Raw genomic sequence first — 18,237 nt, 5'->3', positions numbered from 1 at the left:
TGCAGGGGGGACCCTGTGGGAGAGTAGGACACCGCCGAACAATTTTTAGCCTCAACCCCCGGACCTGGTCCGGGGGTTGAGGCATTTTTGCGTTCCGGGACCGGAGAGGACCCTGTGCGCCCCCGCGTGGTGGCTGAGGGTAAGGTCAGGGGGCAATGTCGGCACCGTCCCAGCAGGAGGCCCCCGGGTGGAGGTCCAGGAGACTCGCGTTCAGACCGACCGGGTCCTCACCATCCCCAACATTCTCAGCATGGCGCGCCTCGTCGGCGTGCCGCTGTTTCTGTGGCTGATTCTCCGTCCGGAGTTCGGCGGGCCCAAGAGTGACGGGTGGGCGCTCCTCGTTCTGGCGCTCAGCGGCGTCAGCGACTATCTCGACGGGAAGCTCGCCCGGCGCTGGAACCAGATCAGTAGCCTCGGCCGGCTGCTCGATCCCGCCGCCGACCGGTTGTACATCCTGTCCACTCTCGTGGGGCTCACCTGGCGGGAGATCCTGCCGCTGTGGCTGACCGCCGCACTCCTGGCGCGCGAGGCCATGCTGCTTGTGATGGTGGGAATCCTCCGCCGGCACGGCTACCCGCCGCCGCAGGTGAACTTCCTCGGCAAAGCTGCGACTTTCAACTTGATGTACGCGTTCCCGCTGCTGCTTCTCAGTGACGGAACGGGCTGGCTCTCGTCACTCGCTGAAGTTTTCGGGTGGGCCTTCGCCGGATGGGGTACAACTCTGTATTGGTGGGCAGGGATCCTCTACGTGGTCCAGGTCCGTCGACTCGTGAAGGCGGATACCGCGGCCGATTGAGCCCGTCTGTCCTGTGTCGAGCAGCGTCGCCGGCAACAACGAGGACGTCCGAGGGGTCCCTGAGTACAGACAGGTGAAGTCGGCAGGACCGTCGTCTCTTCAAGGAGGACGCTTCCGACATGAAGGCCGTCGTGATGGCCGGTGGCGAAGGAACCCGCCTTCGCCCTATGACCTCAAGCATGCCCAAGCCTCTTCTGCCGGTAGTGAACCGGCCGATCATGGAGCACGTCCTACGACTGCTCAAGAGGCACGGTCTCAACGAGACCGTCGTCACCGTGCAGTTTCTCGCCTCACTGGTCAGGAACTACTTCGGTGACGGAGAAGAGCTCGGCATGGAGCTCACGTATGCCAATGAGGAAAAGCCACTCGGTACAGCGGGAAGTGTGAAGAACGCCGAGGAAGCGTTGAAGGACGACGCTTTCCTCGTCATCTCGGGTGACGCACTCACCGATTTCGATCTCACCGATCTCATCGCCTTCCACAAGGAGAAGGGCGCCCTTGTCACGGTTTGCCTGACCCGGGTGCCGAATCCACTGGAATTCGGGATCACGATCGTCGACGAAGAGGGCAAGGTCGAGCGCTTCCTGGAGAAACCCACCTGGGGACAGGTCTTCTCGGACACCGTGAACACGGGCATCTACGTGATGGAGCCCGAGGTCTTCGACTACGTCGAGGCCGACGTTCCGGTGGACTGGTCGGGCGATGTCTTCCCTCAGCTCATGAAGGAGGGCAAGCCGATCTTCGGCTACGTCGCCGAGGGCTACTGGGAGGACGTCGGCACCCACGAGAGCTATGTGAAGGCCCAGGCGGACGTCCTGGAGGGCAAGGTCCAGGTCGACATCGACGGCTTCGAGATCTCGCCGGGCGTGTGGGTCGCCGAAGGCGCCGAGGTGCACCCCGACGCCGAGCTCCGCGGACCGCTCTACATCGGCGACTACGCCAAGGTCGAAGCGGGCGCCGAGATCCGTGAGCACACGGTCATCGGCTCGAACGTGGTCGTGAAGAGCGGTGCGTTCCTGCACAAGGCGGTCGTCCACGACAACGTCTACCTCGGGCAGCAGAGCAATCTGCGCGGCTGTGTGATCGGGAAGAACACCGACATCATGCGGGCCGCCCGGATCGAGGACGGCGCCGTCATCGGCGACGAGTGCCTCGTCGGCGAAGAATCGATCGTGCAGGGGAACGTGCGCGTCTACCCCTTCAAGACGATCGAGGCCGGCGCCTTCGTCAACACCTCCGTCATCTGGGAGTCCCGAGGGCAGGCCCATCTCTTCGGGGCGCGCGGGGTCTCCGGCATCCTCAACGTGGAGATCACCCCGGAGCTGGCCGTCCGGCTCGCCGGGGCCTACGCCACGACCCTGAAGAAGGGGTCGACGGTCACCACCGCGCGCGACCACTCCCGGGGCGCCCGGGCGCTGAAGCGGGCGGTGATCTCCGCGCTGCAGGCCAGCGCCATCGACGTGCGGGACCTGGAGAACGTGCCCCTGCCGGTGGCGCGGCAGCAGACCGCGCGCGGCAGCGCCGGCGGAATCATGATCAGAACCTCGCCCGGCGTGCCGGACTCCGTGGACATCATGTTCTTCGACGAACGCGGGGCGGACCTCTCGCAGGCGCAGCAGCGGAAGCTCGACCGGGTGTTCGCGCGCCAGGAGTACCGGCGGGCCTTCCCCGGTGAGATCGGCGACCTCTCCTTCCCGGCGAGCGTCTTCGACTCGTACACCGGCTCGCTGCTGCGGAACGTCGACACCACCGGGATCGCGGAAGCCGGTCTGAAGGTCGTCGTGGACGCCTCCAACGGCAGCGCCGGGCTCGTACTGCCCAGTCTGCTCGGGCGGCTCCAGGTCGACTCGCTGACGATCAACCCCGGGCTCGACGAGTCCCGGCCCACAGAGTCGGCCGAGAGCCGACGGGCCGGACTCGTACGGCTCGGGGAGATCGTGGCCTCGGCGCGCGCCGCGTTCGGGGTGCGCTTCGACCCCGTCGGCGAACGGCTCTCGCTGGTGGACGAGCGCGGGCGGATCATCGAGGACGACCGGGCGCTCCTGGTGCTGCTCGACCTGGTGGCGGCCGAGCGGCGGTCCGGTCGGGTCGCGCTGCCGGTGACGACCACGCGGATCGCCGAGCAGGTCGCCGCGTACCACGGCACCCAGGTCGAGTGGACGACCACTTCGCCCGACGACCTCACGCGGGTCGGGCGTGAGGAGTCGACGATCTTCGGCGGCGACGGGCGCGGCGGGTTCATCGTGCCCGAGTTCAGCAGCGTCTTCGACGGGGCCGCCGCCTTCGTGCGGCTGATCGGTCTCGTGGCTCGGACGCAGCTCACGCTGAGCCAGATCGATGCCCGGATCCCGCGGGCGCACGTCCTGAAGAAGGACATCGCGACCCCGTGGGCCGTGAAGGGTCTGGTGATGCGTCGGGTGGTGGAGGCGGCGGGCAGCCGCTCCGTGGACACCACCGACGGAGTCCGGGTGGTCGAGGCCGACGGGCGGTGGGTGATGGTGCTGCCCGACCCCGCCGAGGCCGTCACCCATCTGTGGGCGGAGGGGCCCGACGACGCCTCCGCGCAGGCCCTGCTCGACGAGTGGGCCGAGGTGGTCGACAGCGCAGGTCGCTGACGGTTCGGGCGGTTCGGCCGGGAGGTGTCCACGGGGCGCCTCCCGGCCGTACGGAGGGGCCATTCGGCGGTAGGCCGTGCGACGTGCGACGATGTGCGGCATGTCGCAGCAGCCCCCCGTTCGGAGCACCGGATCGTCGCCGCCGCGTCCGGACGCGTCCATGTCGCTGCTGAACAACGTGATCGACCACGCGCTCGACGACGGCTACGCCGAGGCGACGGCCCGGCGAGCGGCCGAGGGCGGTGGGCTGCCCCGTAGCCTGCGGGCCAAACTGGGCGTCGCCGCGGGTCTCCTGCTCGCCGCCGTCGTGGTGACCGTGGGCGCGGCCGAGGCGCGGATCTCCGCGCCGGTCGTCGCCAAGGAGCGGCAGGACCTGATCGACCGGATCGACAAGGAGACGTCCACCGCCGACCAGCTGGAGGAGGACGTCGAGCGGATCCGGGCCGAGGTCGGGGAGCGCCAGCGGCAGGCCCTGCAGCAGCACGGCGGGGACCAGGCCGAGCTCGTGGCCCTGCTGTCGGGCGCGACGCCGGTGCACGGCCCCGGGGTGAGGCTCGTCGTCGACGACGCCAAGGGCACCGACACTGGTGGCGGCGGACCGCGGGAGAGCACGGGCTTCTCCGACACGGGCCGAGTCCGCGACCGGGACATGCAGCGGGTGATCAACGGGCTGTGGGAGTCGGGTGCCGAGGCGGTCGCGATCAACGGGCAGCGGCTGACGTCGCTGTCCGCGATCCGGGCGGCCGGTGACGCGATACTGGTCGACAACAAGCCGCTGGTGCCGCCGTACACCGTCCTCGCCGTGGGGGACGGGCAGCGGCTGAGCACCGCGTTCCAGGACAGCGCCGACGGGCAGTATCTGCACGCGCTGGTGGAGAACTTCGGGATCAGGAGCAGGATCTCGGTCGAGGGCGACGTGCGCCTGCCGGCCGCGCCGAGCCTGACCGTACGTACCGCAGAGCCGAGGGGGGCCGGGGTGGCGACGCCCTCCGGTCGGGCCACGGCCGACACAGGGAAGGGCACATCGTGATCGCCGTACTGGGCCTGATCGTCGGAGTCGTGGTCGGACTGTTGGTCCGCCCCGAGGTTCCGGCGGTGGTCGAGCCCTATCTTCCGATCGCCGTGGTCGCCGCCCTCGACGCGGTCTTCGGCGGCCTGCGGGCCATGCTGGACGGGATCTTCGTCGACAAGGTCTTCGTGGTCTCGTTCCTCTCCAACGTGGTCGTGGCCGCGCTGATCGTCTTCCTCGGCGACAAGCTGGGCGTGGGCGCGCAGCTGTCGACCGGTGTGGTCGTCGTGCTCGGCATCCGCATCTTCTCCAACGCGGCCGCCATCCGGCGTCACGTCTTCCGGGCGTGAGGCCGATGAGCGAGAACCCTCAGAACCCCGAGAACCCCCAGAACCCCCAGAACCCCCAGAACCCGGGGCGGCCCGAGAAGCCCGAGGCCCCCGAAGCCGGCAAGCCCGAGGCTCCCGAGACCGCGAAGCCCGAGCAGCGGGGCGAGGACGCCCGAGCGCCCGAGGCGCCCGAGGTGCCCGTCGTGCCCGTCGTGGCGGGGCCGCCGGCCGTGGCCGCGTCGCCCGCCGCCGAGCCGAGCGGGCGGCGGAGGCTCGCCTCCGCCCTGTGGCCGCCGCGGGTGACCCGGGCTCAACTCGTCGTCGCCCTCCTGCTGTTCGTCCTCGGCCTGGGGCTGGCCATCCAGGTCTCCTCGACGAGTGAGAACAGCGCGCTGCGCGGGGCCCGTCAGGAGGACCTCGTGCGGATCCTCGACGAACTCGACGACCGCACGCAGCGCCTGGAGGACGAGAAGGCCCGGCTGGAGAAGCAGCGTTCCGAGCTGGAGTCCAGCTCGGACCAGGCCGAGGAGGCGCGCAAGCAGACCCAGGAGAAGGAGCGGCAGCTCGGCATCCTGGCCGGCACCGTCGCCGCCGAGGGGCCGGGCATCACCCTCACGGTGGGGGATCCCGCCGGGGCCGTCGAGTCGGACATGCTGCTCGACGCCATCCAGGAGCTGCGTGCGGCGGGCGCCGAGGCGATCCAGGTGAACGGCGTCCGGGTCGTCGCGGACAGTTATTTCACCGGTAGCGGTGACGACATGCAGATCGATGGAACGAAGGTGACCGCTCCGTACGTCTTCAAGGTCATCGGCAAGCCGGAGGATCTGGAGCCCGCGCTCAACATCCCCGGCGGTGTCGTGCAGACCCTGGAGAAGGAGCAGGCCACAGCCACGGTGGAGCGGTCGGCGAAGATCGTCGTCGACGCCTTGCGACCCGCGAAGCGGCCTGACTACGCTCAGTCGTCCTCCCAGTGAGAGGGGGACGAGGGGGTTCCCGCGACAAGGGCATGACGTTGCGGGGGGTCGGCGCACCACAAGGGTGGTGCGTGGTGGAAACTGTCCGGAGGATACGGACGTTGTGAAGGTGTCCGGGTCGGCAGGTGTGAAGGATCTCGGTTCGTCCTGCCCCACGGGCGGGTCTGTTTCGGTCAAGGGGAATCGCCCGTGAAGTTGTTTGCGAAGTTGTTCGGCAAGAGCGCACGCGAGGACGGCGGCAACGCCAGGCACGCCGCGCCGCGCCACGCCCAGAGCGAGGAGCAGGGCGGCGAGCGCCCGCTCTTCCGTGACGAGGTCGAGGGTCGGGGCGGTGACATTCCGGGCACACGGGGCGCGTCTTCTGTTGACCCCGCCGGGGCCGCCCGCATAGGTTTCGGAGAACCATCAACCTCAAGTACGGGTGGAGGGTTTGCGCCCGACCCGTACGCGACACAGACCTCCGCGGGGCAGCCGCGGCAGGAGGATGCGTCCATGCCGGTGTGTACGAGGTGCGGTCACCGCAACGCGGCGGACAGCCGCTTCTGCTCCCACTGCGGTACGCCGCTGCGGGGCGGGGTCGCCGCCGAGCGCGCGTCGGAGACGACGTCCACGATCTCCATCTCGGGGATCGAGGCGTACGAGGCGGAGGTCACCGGGCAGACCGCCCTTCCGTCGCTGTCTCCCGAGGCGCTGGCGGCCGTGGAGGCGCTGCCTTCGGGTTCCGCGCTCCTCGTGGTGCGCCGGGGGCCGAACTCGGGCAGCCGGTTCCTGCTCGACGGCGAGCTGACGACGGCCGGCCGTCACCCGCAGAGCGACATCTTCCTGGACGACTTCACGGTCTCCCGGCGGCATGTCGAGTTCCGGCGGGCGCAGGACGGCAGCTTCACCGTCGCCGACGTCGGCAGCCTCAACGGCACGTACGTCAACCGTGAGCCGATCGACTCGGTCGTCCTGTCCAACGGCGACGAAGTGCAGATCGGCAAGTACCGGCTGGTCTTCTACTCGAGCCAGCGAGGCGTGTGACGCCTCGGGGAATCCCTTCAGGGAAGGTCCATGCTGCGAACACCGACGGGCGGTGCCGGATCCGGCACCGCCACCGCGGGCGACCGGCTGGTCAGCATCGGCACGGTGCTGAACCAGCTGCGCGACGAATTTCCCGAAGTGACGATCTCCAAGATCCGGTTCCTGGAGGCCGAGGGGCTGGTCGAGCCCCGGCGGACGGCCTCCGGATACCGGAAGTTCAGCCCGGAGGACGTGGAGCGGCTCGCCCGCATCCTGCGGATGCAGCGGGACCACTACCTTCCGCTGAAGGTCATCCGTGAGCACCTCGACGCCCTCGCGCGGGGCGAGGAGATCAAGCTCCCGGCGCCCGGGCGCCGACGGGACCTGCTGGAAGGGGCCTGGGAGCAGGACGAGGCGGAGGCGCCGACCGTCGCGCGGCTCGGACGGGCCGAGCTGATTGCCGCCGCCGAGGTGACCGAGGCCGAGCTCGCCGAGTGGGAGTCGTACGGCCTGATCGCCGAGACGGAGGGCGGCGGCTACGACGCCGACGCCGTCACCGTCGCCAGACTTGTCGCGGATCTGGGGAGATTCGGTCTGGAACCCCGGCACCTGCGGGCCGTCAAGGCGGCCGCCGACCGGGAGGCCGGGCTGATCGAGCAGGTGGTCGCGCCGCTGCGCCGGCACCGTAACCCGCAGACCAGAGCCCATGCGGAGGCCACCGCGAAGGAGCTCGCCGCGCAGTCGGTGCGGCTGCACGCGGCCCTCGTTCAGAGCGCCCTGGGGATCCGGCTCCAGTGACCCGGTGGGGCGTCCGGAGGGGGCCCGACTATCCAAATCGGTCGGGCACGTCCTAGGGTTGCTGTGTGAACGAGCTCGACGTTGTGGGTGTCCGGGTGGAAATGCCCTCCAACCAGCCGATCGTGCTCCTGCGTGAAGTGGGAGGCGATCGGTACCTCCCCATCTGGATCGGACCGGGGGAGGCGACCGCGATCGCCTTCGCCCAGCAGGGGATGGCCCCGCCGCGGCCGCTGACGCACGACCTGTTCAAGGACGTGCTGGAGGCCGTGGGACAGGAGCTCACCGAGGTCCGCATCACGGATCTGCGCGACGGTGTCTTCTACGCCGAGCTGGTCTTCGCCAGCGGCGTCGAGGTGAGCGCGCGGCCGTCGGACGCGATAGCGCTGGCCCTTCGGACCGGGACGCCGATCTTCGGCAGCGACGGCGTGCTGGACGACGCCGGCATCGCGATCCCGGACGAGCAGGAGGACGAGGTGGAGAAGTTCCGCGAGTTCCTCGACCAGATCTCACCGGAGGATTTCGGAAGCAGCAGCCAGTGAGACGCGGCGGTGCGACCGGAAGCCGTTCGCGGGGTGCCGTCAGGGCATTCGAGTAGCCTTTCCCGGGAGAGGGACACGCGAAACCACTCTCAGGGTGATTATCACTCGGCGTGCCGAGTGTGGCGATCGTTGACGCACCCCAAGTGACTGCCTACCTTCGTGTGGGCAGGTCAAGGACGGAGGGTCGGCGTGATGAGCAGCGCGGACGGTACGGCAGGGAGCTCCCTCGGACGCGTGTCCGGAGAGAGCGGTCCGTATCCGCTTCACGGCAGTGTGGGCGACTTCGGGGCGGACACCGGTGACGGCATCGCCGACGCGGCGATCGGCTACCGCGGACCGACGGCCTGCGCGGCCGCCGGGATCACCTATCGCCAGCTGGACTACTGGGCGCGCACCGGGCTCGTGGAGCCGAGCGTGCGGCCCGCGTACGGGTCGGGGACCCAGCGGCTGTACAGCTTCCGCGACGTCGTCGTGCTGAAGATCGTCAAGCGTTTCCTCGACACCGGGGTGGCGCTCCAGAACATCCGGGCCGCGGTGCAGCACCTGCGTGCCCGGGGTTTCCGGGACCTGGAGCGGATGACGCTCATGAGCGACGGGGCCACGGTCTACGAGTGCTCCTCGCCCGACGAGGTCGTCGACCTCCTCCAGGGCGGGCAGGGCGTCTTCGGCATCGCCGTCGGGGTGGTCTGGCGCGACGTCGAGGCCGCGCTCTCGCAGCTCCACGGGGAGCGCGTCGACACCGGCGAGACGCTGGTCGGGCACAACCCCGGCGACGAGCTGGCGCGACGGCGGCGCGACAGGGCGGTCTGAGGGCGTCCGTGGTCCGGGTGGGCCCCGCTCACAGGGGCCGGTCCGGGGCCCCGGGCGTTCCGCGGGGACGTTGTCAGTGGCGTAAGGCAGCATCGGACGTGTGAGAGCCGCGCCCACGATCCTGCATCTCGACATGGATGCCTTCTTCGCCGCCGCCGAGCAGGCGTCGAAGCCCAGCCTGCGCGGAAAGCCCGTGATCGTCGGCGGTCTCGGGCCGCGGGGCGTGGTCGCCACCGCCTCCTACGAGGCGCGTCGCTTCGGGGTGCACTCGGCCATGCCGATGGGCCAGGCGCGGCGGCTCGCGCCGAACGCGGCCTATCTCGTGCCGCGCTTCGCCTTCTACCGCTCGATCAGCGAGCAGGTCATGGAGCTGCTCCGGGGGCTCTCCCCGCTCGTCGAGCCCCTCAGCCTCGACGAGGCCTTCGTCGACCTCGAGGCCGGCGGCGTCGCCGACGACAGCGCGAGCGCCCGGGCGGCGGGGGAGCGGCTGCGGGTGGACATCCTCGCGACGACGGGGCTGACCGGGTCGGTGGGGCTCGCCGGGTCCAAGATGATCGCGAAGATCGCCTCCGAGGAGGCCAAGCCGGACGGGCTCGTCCTCATCGAGCCCGGGACCGAGCGGGAGCTGCTCGGACCGCGGTCGGTACGGATCCTGCCCGGGGTCGGGCCGGCCACCGGGGAGCATCTGCGGCGCGCCGGGATGACCAGCGTCTCCGATCTCGTGGAGGCGGGAGAGGACGAGCTCGTACGGCTCCTGGGGCGGGCGCACGGGGCCGCCCTGCACCGGATGGCCCAGGGGTACGACGATCGGCGCGTGGTGGCCGAGCGGGACGCCAAGTCGGTGTCGGTCGAGGACACCTTCGACGTGGACCTCCACGACCGGGTGCGGATCCGGCTGGAGGTGGAACGGCTCGCGGAGCGGTGCGTGGGGCGGCTGCGGGCGTCGGGGCACTCGGGGCGGACCATCGTCCTGAAGGTGCGGCGGTACGACTTCTCGACGCTCACCCGGTCCGAGACGCTGCGGGGGCCGACGGACGACCCGGCCGTCGTGCGGGAGGCGGCGGGGCGGCTCCTGGAGGCGGTGGACACGACGGGGGGCGTGCGGCTCCTCGGAGTGGGGGTGAGCGGGCTCGCGGACTACACGCAGGAGGATCTGTTCGCCCAGGCGGAGGCCTCGGAGCGGCCGGCGGAGGAGGAGGCTGCGTCCGAGGAGGCCGAGGCGGCGCCTTCCACCGCGACGGAGACCGCCGAGCGGGGGTGGGCGCCCGGGCACGACGTGCGGCACGCGGTGCACGGGGCCGGCTGGGTCCAGGGGAGCGGGGTCGGGCGGGTCACGGTGCGGTTCGAGGAGCCGTGGTCCGGGCCGGGGCGGGTGCGGACGTTCTCAGTGGACGATCCCGAGCTGGAGCCGTCGGAGCCGTTGCCGCTGGTGCGGGGGGCCACGATGGCCTGACCCGCACCGGGCGGGCGGTGCGGGTCGTCCCTCCGGTCGCAGAAGCCGTCAGGCGCCGTCCTGGCCCGCCAGGCGGCCGAAGTCCTTGTCCGGGACGTCGGAGGGCGGGGCCGGCAGGGCGAGGCTGTAGTGGCGGTAGAGCTGGAGCTCCTGTTCGGGGGAGAGGTGGCGGCCCACGCCGAAGTCGGGGGCGTCCTTGATGAGCGCCCGCTCGTACGGGATGTGGAGGCCGTCGTCGAGGAGGGAGCTCGGCTCCAGGGGGACGAAGGCGTCGCGGCTGAACAGCCCCGTGCGGACCGCGGCCCATTCGGGGATGCCGGTCGCGTCGTCCAGGTACACCTCGTCCACGGTTCCGATCTTGTGCCCGTTCCGGTCGAACGCCTTGCGGCCGATCAGGCTGCGCGGATCGATATCGGTCTGCACGGTCCCTCCAACTGGTCGCAACTGCTCTACACCCCTACGAAAGTGCACAACTGGGATGTCGGCCACTTGAGCGATGGAAGCCGCAACCTCGCTGGTAGGCTGGTTGTGGCTGTCGACCCCGTGCGGGAGAGTCCCCCGGAGAAACCTTCCGGTGGGCGCCGAAGGAGCAAATCCTCCCCGGAATCTCTCAGGCCCCTGTACCGCGCGGACGAGGTCACTCTGGAAAGCAGAGCGGATGTCCGACGGCATTCCGCTCTCACCGACGGTGAAAGCCGGCGTGCCGCGAGGCGTGCCGGTGAAACTCTCAGGTTGAGATGACAGAGGGGGAGGCCGTCCGGGTACCCGCGCCGTGGTGCCCCTCGCAGGTCGTGACGACCAGGAGGCCTCCGTACATGACCGCCAACCGCACTCCGCTCTCCGAGCTCGAACAGGGCATCCCGTTCGAGCAGCGGCACATCGGGCCCGACGCCGAGGCGCGGGCCAAGATGCTCGCCCAGGTCGGTTACGGCTCGCTCGACGAGCTCACGGCCGCCGCGGTGCCGGACGTGATCAAGAACGCCGAGGCGCTGGGCCTGCCGGGCGCGCGCACCGAGGCCGAGGTCCTCGCCGAGCTGCGCACGCTCGCCGACCGCAACCAGGTCCTCGCCCCGATGATCGGCCTCGGCTACTACGGGACCTTCACCCCGCCGGTCATCCTCCGGAACGTGATGGAGAACCCGGCCTGGTACACGGCCTACACGCCGTACCAGCCGGAGATCTCCCAGGGCCGCCTGGAGGCCCTGCTGAACTTCCAGACCATGGTCGCCGACCTGACCGGTCTGCCCACCTCCGGCGCCTCCCTCCTCGACGAGGGCACCGCCGCCGCCGAGGCCATGGCGCTGTCCCGCCGGGTCGGCAAGGTCAAGAACGGTGTCTTCCTCGTCGACGCCGACGCCCTGCCGCAGACCATCGCCGTCATCGAGACCCGCGCCGAGCCGACCGGCGTCGAGGTCGTCGTCGCCGACCTGAGCGAGGGCATCCCCGCCGAGGTCGCCGAGCGCGGTGTCTTCGGCGTGCTCCTCCAGTACCCCGGCGCCTCCGGTGCAGTCCGCGACATCAAGCCGCTGATCGACGCCGCGCACGAGCTCGGCGCGATCGTCACCGTCGCCGCCGACCTGCTCGCGCTCACCCTGCTCACCTCGCCGGGCGAGCTGGGCGCCGACATCGCCGTCGGCACCACGCAGCGCTTCGGCGTCCCCATGGGCTTCGGCGGTCCGCACGCCGGCTACATGGCCGTCCAGGACAAGCACGCCCGCTCCCTCCCCGGCCGTCTCGTGGGCGTCTCGGTCGACGCCGACGGCAACCGCGCCTACCGTCTGGCCCTGCAGACCCGCGAGCAGCACATCCGCCGCGAGAAGGCCACCAGCAACATCTGCACGGCCCAGGTGCTGCTCGCCGTCATGGCCGGCATGTACGCCGTCTACCACGGCCCGGACGGTCTGAAGCAGATCGCCGAGCGCACCCACCGGTACGCCGCCATCCTCGCCGCGGGCCTCACCGCCGGCGGCGTCGAGGTCGTGCACGGCTCCTACTTCGACACCCTCGCCGTCCGCGTGCCCGGCAAGGCCGACGAGGTCGTCGCCGCCGCCCGCGAGGCCGGTGTGAACCTCTACCGCGCCGACGCCGACCTGGTGTACGTCTCCTGCGACGAGACCACCGGCCGCGCGCAGCTCGCCGCCGTCTGGGGCGCCTTCGGTGTCGACGGTGACGTCGAGGCCCTGGACGCCGCCACCGAGGACACCCTCCCCGCCGGTCTGCTGCGCTCCGACGCGTACCTGACCCACCCGGTCTTCCACGCGCACCGCTCCGAGACCTCGATGCTGCGCTACCTGCGCAAGCTCGCGGACCGCGACTACGCGCTCGACCGCGGCATGATCCCGCTCGGCTCCTGCACCATGAAGCTGAACGCGACCACCGAGATGGAGCCGGTGACCTGGCCCGAGTTCGGCCAGATGCACCCCTTCGCCCCGGTCGAGCAGGCGCAGGGCTACGTCACGCTCATCACCGAGCTGGAGGAGCGCCTCGCCGAGGTCACCGGCTACGACAAGGTGTCGATCCAGCCGAACGCCGGCTCGCAGGGCGAGCTCGCCGGCCTCCTGGCCGTGCGCGCCTACCACCGCGCCAACGGCGACGAGCAGCGCACCGTGTGCCTCATCCCGTCCTCCGCGCACGGCACCAACGCCGCCTCCGCGGTGATGGCCGGCATGAAGGTCGTCGTCGTCAAGACCGCCGACGACGGCGAGATCGACGTCGAGGACCTGCGCGCCAAGATCGCCCAGTACCGCGACGAGCTGTCCGTGCTGATGATCACCTACCCGTCCACGCACGGTGTGTTCGAGGAGCACGTCGCCGACATCTGCGCCGAGGTCCACGAGGCCGGCGGTCAGGTGTACGTCGACGGTGCCAACCTCAACGCCCTGGTGGGTCTGGCCAAGCCGGGCCACTTCGGCGGCGACGTCTCGCACCTGAACCTGCACAAGACCTTCTGCATCCCGCACGGCGGCGGCGGCCCCGGCGTCGGCCCGGTCGGCGTCCGCGCCCACCTCGCCCCGTACCTGCCGAACCACCCGCTCCAGCCCACCGCGGGCCCGGAGACCGGCGTCGGCCCGATCTCGGCCGCCCCCTGGGGCTCCGCCGGCATCCTGCCGATCTCCTGGTCGTACGTGCGCCTCATGGGCGGTGAGGGCCTCAAGCGCGCCACCCAGGTCGCCGTGCTCGCGGCGAACTACATCGCCAAGCGCCTGGAGCCGCACTTCCCGGTGCTCTACACCGGTCCGAACGGGCTGGTCGCGCACGAGTGCATCGTGGACATCCGCCCGCTGGCCAAGGCCACCGGCGTCAGCGTCGACGACATCGCGAAGCGCCTCATCGACTACGGCTTCCACGCGCCGACGATGTCCTTCCCGGTGGCCGGCACGCTGATGATCGAGCCGACCGAGTCCGAGGACCTGACCGAGCTCGACCGCTTCTGCGACACGATGATCGCGATCCGGGGCGAGATCGAGAAGGTCGCCTCGGGCCAGTGGCCCGCCGACGACAACCCGCTGCACAACGCCCCGCACACCGCGGCCGCGCTGGGCGGCGAGTGGAACCACCCGTACACGCGCGACGAGGCGGTCTTCCCGGCCGGTGTCTCGGCCGCCGACAAGTACTGGCCGCCGGTGCGCCGCATCGACGGTGCCTTCGGCGACCGGAACCTGGTCTGCTCCTGCCCGCCGCTGGACGAGTACGACAACTGAGCACGAGCCGAGGGCCGGTTCGGAGGATCTCCTCCGGGCCGGCCCTCGGCGTTCTCTTCCTCGTACGGTGTCCTCCCGCGCCCTTCTCAGGCGGCGGTCGTCACCTGTCCGGCGGTCAGCGGCCGGTGCGGGGCGATGATCTGCCCGTCCGGCAGCAGTTCTCCGGTGTCCTCGAAGAGCAGGACGCCGTTGCACAGCAGGCTCCAGCCCTGCTCCGGGTGGTGTGCCATCAGTCGGGCCGCCTCCCTGTCGGCGGAGTCGGCGGTGGGACAGGCAGGCTGATGCTGGCACATGGGTGGGTTCTTTCGCTGCGTCGTGGTGGATGTCCTGCGGCTCTGCGCGCTCATGGCCGCCCCCGTCGGTCGGTTCGGTTCCGGTCCCAGTCTTGCCCCACGGACGGTCTTCCGCAGGTATTTCGCGACAGCTCGTCCTCTCCTGGGAAGACGCATCACCCGCAGGGGCGGTTCAGGTCAACTGCACCGTCTCTTCGGGTGGTTCGGGGTGGTCCGAGCGGGCTAGTCCGTACGGGAGGGGCGTTCGGGCAGCGCGTTCGGGCGTATGGCTCGGACAGGAGTGCGCCCCGTGACCCGGCCGGGTCACGGGGCGGGGACGCGCGTGTGCCGGCTCAGGCGGGCGCCGGCGACCCCAGGAGGGGCGGCGGCGCGAGACGCGTACTGATCACGGGCAGGAGATCGGACACCTGGTACGGGCGGTGGGCCGCGATCCCCGGGGGTGCGGGGGCCAGGGGCACCATCAGGTCGGCGGCGGCCGGGGTGTCGGCGGTGCCGTCCGTCTCGGGGCCGGAGTGCAGCCAGAGGGTCAGCATGTAGAGCTCCGGCACGGAGAGCAGCCTCGGTTGGTACGTGACGGGCAGGGCCTCTGCCTGGAGCAGGGCCCGTTCCGTGGCGGAGACGTACGGGCCTTCGAAGAAGTGGGAGAAGGCCCAGCCGTCGGCGGTGAGCATGGTGTCCGCGGCGGCGATCGCCCGGTCCCCGCTCCGGATCAGGAAGCGCCAGCCGGCGAGCCGGATGCGGGGTGCGAGCCCCGATGCTCCGGCGACGTCGAGGACGTGCACGGGCAGGGCGTGTTCGGGGCTCAGCGGTCCCTGTGCGGCCCGCAGTGCGGGAGTTCGCGGCTCGCGGACGGCGGTCGGTGAGCCGAGGGCCGCGAGGACACTGCGGAGGGCCGGCGCGGGGGCCGGGGAGGGTCGGAGCATGGTGGGTCGCCTCTCACTCAGGAGACACGGTGATGCGTGGGCAGGTACGACGGCGCTGTCGGCGGCGGGGCCAGAGGAGGGCCATGGGGCCATGGCCGGGCGCCAACACTCTGCCTCGTCCGCGGAGTTTATACGACACGTGTTCACACAGTGTTTCCGCTAGACCTCGTGGATATTCCTGACAAGGCGTCATCAGGCCGTAATCGTCGGGAGTTGAAGCGGAATCACGAGGACGATACCGCTCCCACCTGCGTATTCCTCGCGAAGGTGGACGGCTGAATTCCGACCCGGGGTCTCCGGTAAATACGACATTGGTATATGTCGCACGTTCCATGCCTTCGGGATGTGCCGGTGGAGTGCTCGGTCCAGCCTATCCTTCGACAGGCCGGTTCCGCAGGCGTTGTGGATCAGTGGGGTGGGCATCATCGTCCGTGACGCGCGGCCGTCGTGGCGGCTGCCCACTCGGGGAGGGACGCTTCGATGGGGGAGAAGGTCGTGGCCGACGGGTTCGGCCCGTCCGACCGGCAGCAGTACCGGAGGAAGCTCCAGCAGTGTCTCGCGGGGCTCGCGCGACTCCTCGCGGAGAAGAGGTTCGACCGGCCCCGCAATCTCATGGGCGTGGAGATCGAACTCAATCTCGCCGGTGCCGACGGGCTGCCCAGGATGCTCAACGGCCCGGTTCTCGAAAAGATCGCCAGCACCGATTTCCAGACCGAACTCGGAATGTTCAACCTCGAAGTGAACATCGCGCCCCACCAGCTCGACGGGCGCGTATTCGACCGGCTCGCGGAAGAGATCGGAACCGGCATCGGATACGCCGACCGCAAGGCGGCGGAACTCGACGCGGGCGTCGTCATGATCGGCATACTGCCCACGCTCACCCAGCACGACCTGGTCCCCGAGAACCTCTCGGACAACGACCGCTACACCCTTCTCAACGACCAGATCCTCGCCGCTCGCGGCGAGGACTTCACCCTCGACATCCACGGCGTCGAACGCCTGCTGTGCACCTCGGAGTCGATCGTGCCCGAGGCGGCCTGCACCTCGGTGCAGCTGCACCTCCAGGTGACGCCCGCCCGCTTCGCCCCCGTGTGGAACGCCGCCCAGGCCGTGTCCGGCGTCCAGATCGCCCTCGGCGCCAACGCGCCCTTCGTCTTCGGCCGCGAGCTGTGGCGCGAGTCCCGGCCACCGCTCTTCACCCAGGCCACCGACACCCGCCCGCCCGAACTGCAGTCCCAGGGGGTACGGCCCCGCACCTGGTTCGGGGAGCGCTGGGTGGACTCGGTGTACGACCTCTTCGAGGAGAACGTCCGCTACTTCCCCGCCCTGCTGCCGCTCTGCGACGAGGAGGACCCGCTGCTCGTCCTCGACCGGGGCGGGGTCCCGCGCCTCCAGGAACTGGTCCTGCACAACGGCACCGTCTACCGCTGGAACAGGCCCGTGTACGGCTGGGTCGACGGGGTCCCGCACCTGCGCGTCGAGAACCGGGTGCTGCCGGCGGGCCCGACCGTCACCGACGTGATCGCGAACGCGGCCTTCTACTACGGACTCGTCCGCTCGCTCGCCGACGATCCCCGGCCGGTGTGGAAGCGCATGACCTTCCAGGACGCCGAGGCCAACTTCGACACCGCCTGCCGCCACGGCATCGAGGCGGAGCTGCGCTGGCCCCGCTCGGGACGCGCCGGCGGCATCGCGACCCTCCCGGCCGTACGGCTCGTCCTCGACGAGCTGCTGCCGCTCGCCGCGGCGGGGCTCGACGCCTGGCACATCGAGCCGGCGGACCGCGACTTCTACCTCGGGGTGATCGAGCAGCGCTGTCTGCGGCGGGTCAACGGCGCCTCGTGGCAGGCCGACACCTTCCACCGGGCCCTGGAGTCGGGCCTCGACAGGGAGGCCGCCCTCGCGGCGACCACCCGGCGGTACCGGACGCTCATGCTCGCGGGCGAACCGGTGCACACCTGGCCGGTGGGGATCGACTGACCCCGCACCCGTCGGGAGCATGGGTGATCATGTCAAGGTGGTCCCGGACGTCCGGGACCACCGGAACGGCGTGCGCCCCCGCGACGGGAAGTGGAGACAGGTGTGGTGTCGGAGCAACGACTGAGGGACGCTTCCCCGCCCCCCGAAGGCCTGCCGCGCCGCGTGCTGCGCTCCGAGACGCTCATCGTCCTCGCGCTCTCGCTCGGGGCGAGCGGGGTGTCCTCGCTCATCAGCTTCGTCGGCTCGCTGACCAGGCCGGGGGCGCTGAAGGACCAGGCGGCGAAGCTCAACGGCTCGTACGCCCCCGGGCGGCCCTGGCTCGACCTGTCCTGGCAGCTCTTCGACATCGCCACGGCGCTCGTGCCGGTCGTGCTCGTCGCCCACCTGCTGATGCGGGAAGGAGCAGGGACACGGGGACTGCGGGCCATCGGCTTCGACCGGACCCGGCCGTGGTCCGACCTCGGGCGCGGGGCACTGGTCGCGGCCGGGATCGGGAGCGCGGGCCTCGCCTTCTACCTGGCGGCGCGGTCGTCCGGGTTCAACCTGACGGTGGTGCCCGAGTCGCTGCCCGACGTGTGGTGGAAGTACCCCGTGCTCATCCTCTCGGCGATCCAGAACTCCGTCCTGGAGGAGGTCGTCGTCGTCGGCTATCTGCTGCGGAGACTGGGCCAGTTGGGGTGGACGCCGATGGCCGCGCTGGTGGCGAGTTCGGTGCTGCGCGGCTCGTACCACCTCTACCAGGGGGTCGGCGGCTTCCTCGGCAACGTGGTGATGGGCGTGGTCTTCGTGCTGCTGTACCGCCGCTGGGGGCGGGTCGGACCGCTGGTCGTGGCGCACGCGCTGCTCGACATCGTGGCCTTCGTCGGGTACGGCCTGCTCGCCGGGAAGGTGGACTGGCTGCCCACCGCGTGACCGGACGCGGAAGAGGGGCCCCCGCTCCCCCTGGGTCGCCCGGATGCTGGGCCGCAACGCCTGGCCCGGCACCACCACCGCGGAAGGCCTCGCGCTCGACGGC

Annotated in this window: 16 protein-coding genes and 1 riboswitch; of the genes, 13 read left to right on the top strand and 3 right to left on the bottom strand. The window is 70.6% G+C overall.

The features are described from left to right. Positions 1–187 precede the first annotated feature (187 nt). The 10 genes from ABZ318_RS33575 (at position 188) to ABZ318_RS33530 (ending at position 10,325) form a co-directional block, all read left to right on the top strand. Positions 188–796: a CDP-alcohol phosphatidyltransferase family protein gene (locus ABZ318_RS33575; protein ID WP_030686439.1), complete on the top strand. Its 609-nt coding sequence runs from the start codon at positions 188–190 to the stop codon at positions 794–796. A 119-nt stretch (positions 797–915) separates the two neighbouring features. Then, complete coding sequence (locus ABZ318_RS33570; RefSeq protein WP_356906216.1) at positions 916–3,411, top strand: mannose-1-phosphate guanyltransferase; 2,496 nt, start codon at positions 916–918, stop codon at positions 3,409–3,411. Positions 3,412–3,511: 100 nt separating this feature from the next. Continuing rightward, positions 3,512–4,441 (top strand): DUF881 domain-containing protein, encoded by a 930-nt coding sequence (locus tag ABZ318_RS33565; RefSeq protein ID WP_356906215.1) that lies wholly within the window; start codon positions 3,512–3,514, stop codon positions 4,439–4,441. Continuing rightward, positions 4,438–4,770 (top strand): small basic family protein, encoded by a 333-nt coding sequence (locus ABZ318_RS33560; RefSeq protein WP_015032176.1) that lies wholly within the window; start codon positions 4,438–4,440, stop codon positions 4,768–4,770. The genes ABZ318_RS33565 and ABZ318_RS33560 overlap by 4 nt, the downstream gene beginning before the upstream one ends. After that, positions 4,767–5,723 (top strand): DUF881 domain-containing protein, encoded by a 957-nt coding sequence (locus tag ABZ318_RS33555; RefSeq protein ID WP_356906214.1) that lies wholly within the window; start codon positions 4,767–4,769, stop codon positions 5,721–5,723. Before ABZ318_RS33560 ends, ABZ318_RS33555 begins: the two co-directional genes overlap by 4 nt. 81 nt (positions 5,724–5,804) lie before the next feature. Further along, on the top strand, positions 5,805–6,746 hold the full coding sequence (locus tag ABZ318_RS33550) for an FHA domain-containing protein (RefSeq protein ID WP_356906218.1): 942 nt from the start codon (positions 5,805–5,807) through the stop codon (positions 6,744–6,746). A 30-nt stretch (positions 6,747–6,776) separates the two neighbouring features. Beyond that, positions 6,777–7,523, top strand: a complete 747-nt coding sequence (locus tag ABZ318_RS33545) for a MerR family transcriptional regulator (protein ID WP_356906213.1) — start codon at positions 6,777–6,779, stop codon at positions 7,521–7,523. A 65-nt stretch (positions 7,524–7,588) separates the two neighbouring features. After that, the gene (locus ABZ318_RS33540) at positions 7,589–8,062 is read left to right on the top strand and encodes a bifunctional nuclease family protein (RefSeq protein WP_030686418.1); all 474 of its coding nucleotides are present in this window, start codon (positions 7,589–7,591) and stop codon (positions 8,060–8,062) included. Positions 8,063–8,254: 192 nt separating this feature from the next. Continuing rightward, entirely contained in the window at positions 8,255–8,872 is a 618-nt protein-coding gene (locus ABZ318_RS33535; protein ID WP_356906212.1) for a MerR family transcriptional regulator, read from the top strand. A gap of 100 nt (positions 8,873–8,972) precedes the next feature. Further along, entirely contained in the window at positions 8,973–10,325 is a 1,353-nt protein-coding gene (locus ABZ318_RS33530) for a DNA polymerase IV (RefSeq protein WP_356906211.1), read from the top strand. Positions 10,326–10,373: 48 nt separating this feature from the next. Here the strand turns inward: ABZ318_RS33530 and ABZ318_RS33525 are convergent, their stop codons facing one another. Further along, complete coding sequence (locus ABZ318_RS33525; RefSeq protein WP_356906210.1) at positions 10,374–10,748, bottom strand: PRC-barrel domain-containing protein; 375 nt, start codon at positions 10,746–10,748, stop codon at positions 10,374–10,376. Positions 10,749–10,861: 113 nt separating this feature from the next. Next, positions 10,862–10,961, top strand: a riboswitch (glycine riboswitch). Between the two features lie 179 nt (positions 10,962–11,140). Here ABZ318_RS33525 and gcvP point away from each other — a divergent pair. Then, a complete protein-coding gene (gcvP, locus tag ABZ318_RS33520) occupies positions 11,141–14,026 on the top strand; it encodes an aminomethyl-transferring glycine dehydrogenase (RefSeq protein ID WP_356906209.1) in 2,886 nt (961 codons plus the stop codon). Between the two features lie 86 nt (positions 14,027–14,112). On the opposite strand, the gene ABZ318_RS33515 is transcribed toward gcvP, so the two are convergent. Both ABZ318_RS33515 and ABZ318_RS33510 read right to left on the bottom strand, forming a co-directional pair. Further along, the gene (locus ABZ318_RS33515) at positions 14,113–14,319 is read right to left on the bottom strand and encodes a DUF5999 family protein (RefSeq protein WP_017238438.1); all 207 of its coding nucleotides are present in this window, start codon (positions 14,317–14,319) and stop codon (positions 14,113–14,115) included. 332 nt (positions 14,320–14,651) lie between these two features. Continuing rightward, positions 14,652–15,242, bottom strand: a complete 591-nt coding sequence (locus ABZ318_RS33510) for a hypothetical protein (RefSeq protein ID WP_356906208.1) — start codon at positions 15,240–15,242, stop codon at positions 14,652–14,654. Between the two features lie 480 nt (positions 15,243–15,722). Between ABZ318_RS33510 and ABZ318_RS33505 the strand changes: the two genes are divergently transcribed. Beyond that, positions 15,723–17,222, top strand: coding sequence for a glutamate--cysteine ligase (locus ABZ318_RS33505; protein WP_356906207.1), 1,500 nt, complete (start codon positions 15,723–15,725; stop codon positions 17,220–17,222). Positions 17,223–17,342: 120 nt separating this feature from the next. Further along, positions 17,343–18,134: a CPBP family intramembrane glutamic endopeptidase gene (locus ABZ318_RS33500; RefSeq protein WP_356906217.1), complete on the top strand. Its 792-nt coding sequence runs from the start codon at positions 17,343–17,345 to the stop codon at positions 18,132–18,134. Positions 18,135–18,237 lie beyond the last annotated feature (103 nt).

The organism is Streptomyces sp. NPDC006197 (assembly GCF_040613865.1).
Lineage (GTDB): Bacteria > Actinomycetota > Actinomycetes > Streptomycetales > Streptomycetaceae > Streptomyces.
This window is presented reverse-complemented; position numbering and strand designations above follow the sequence as displayed.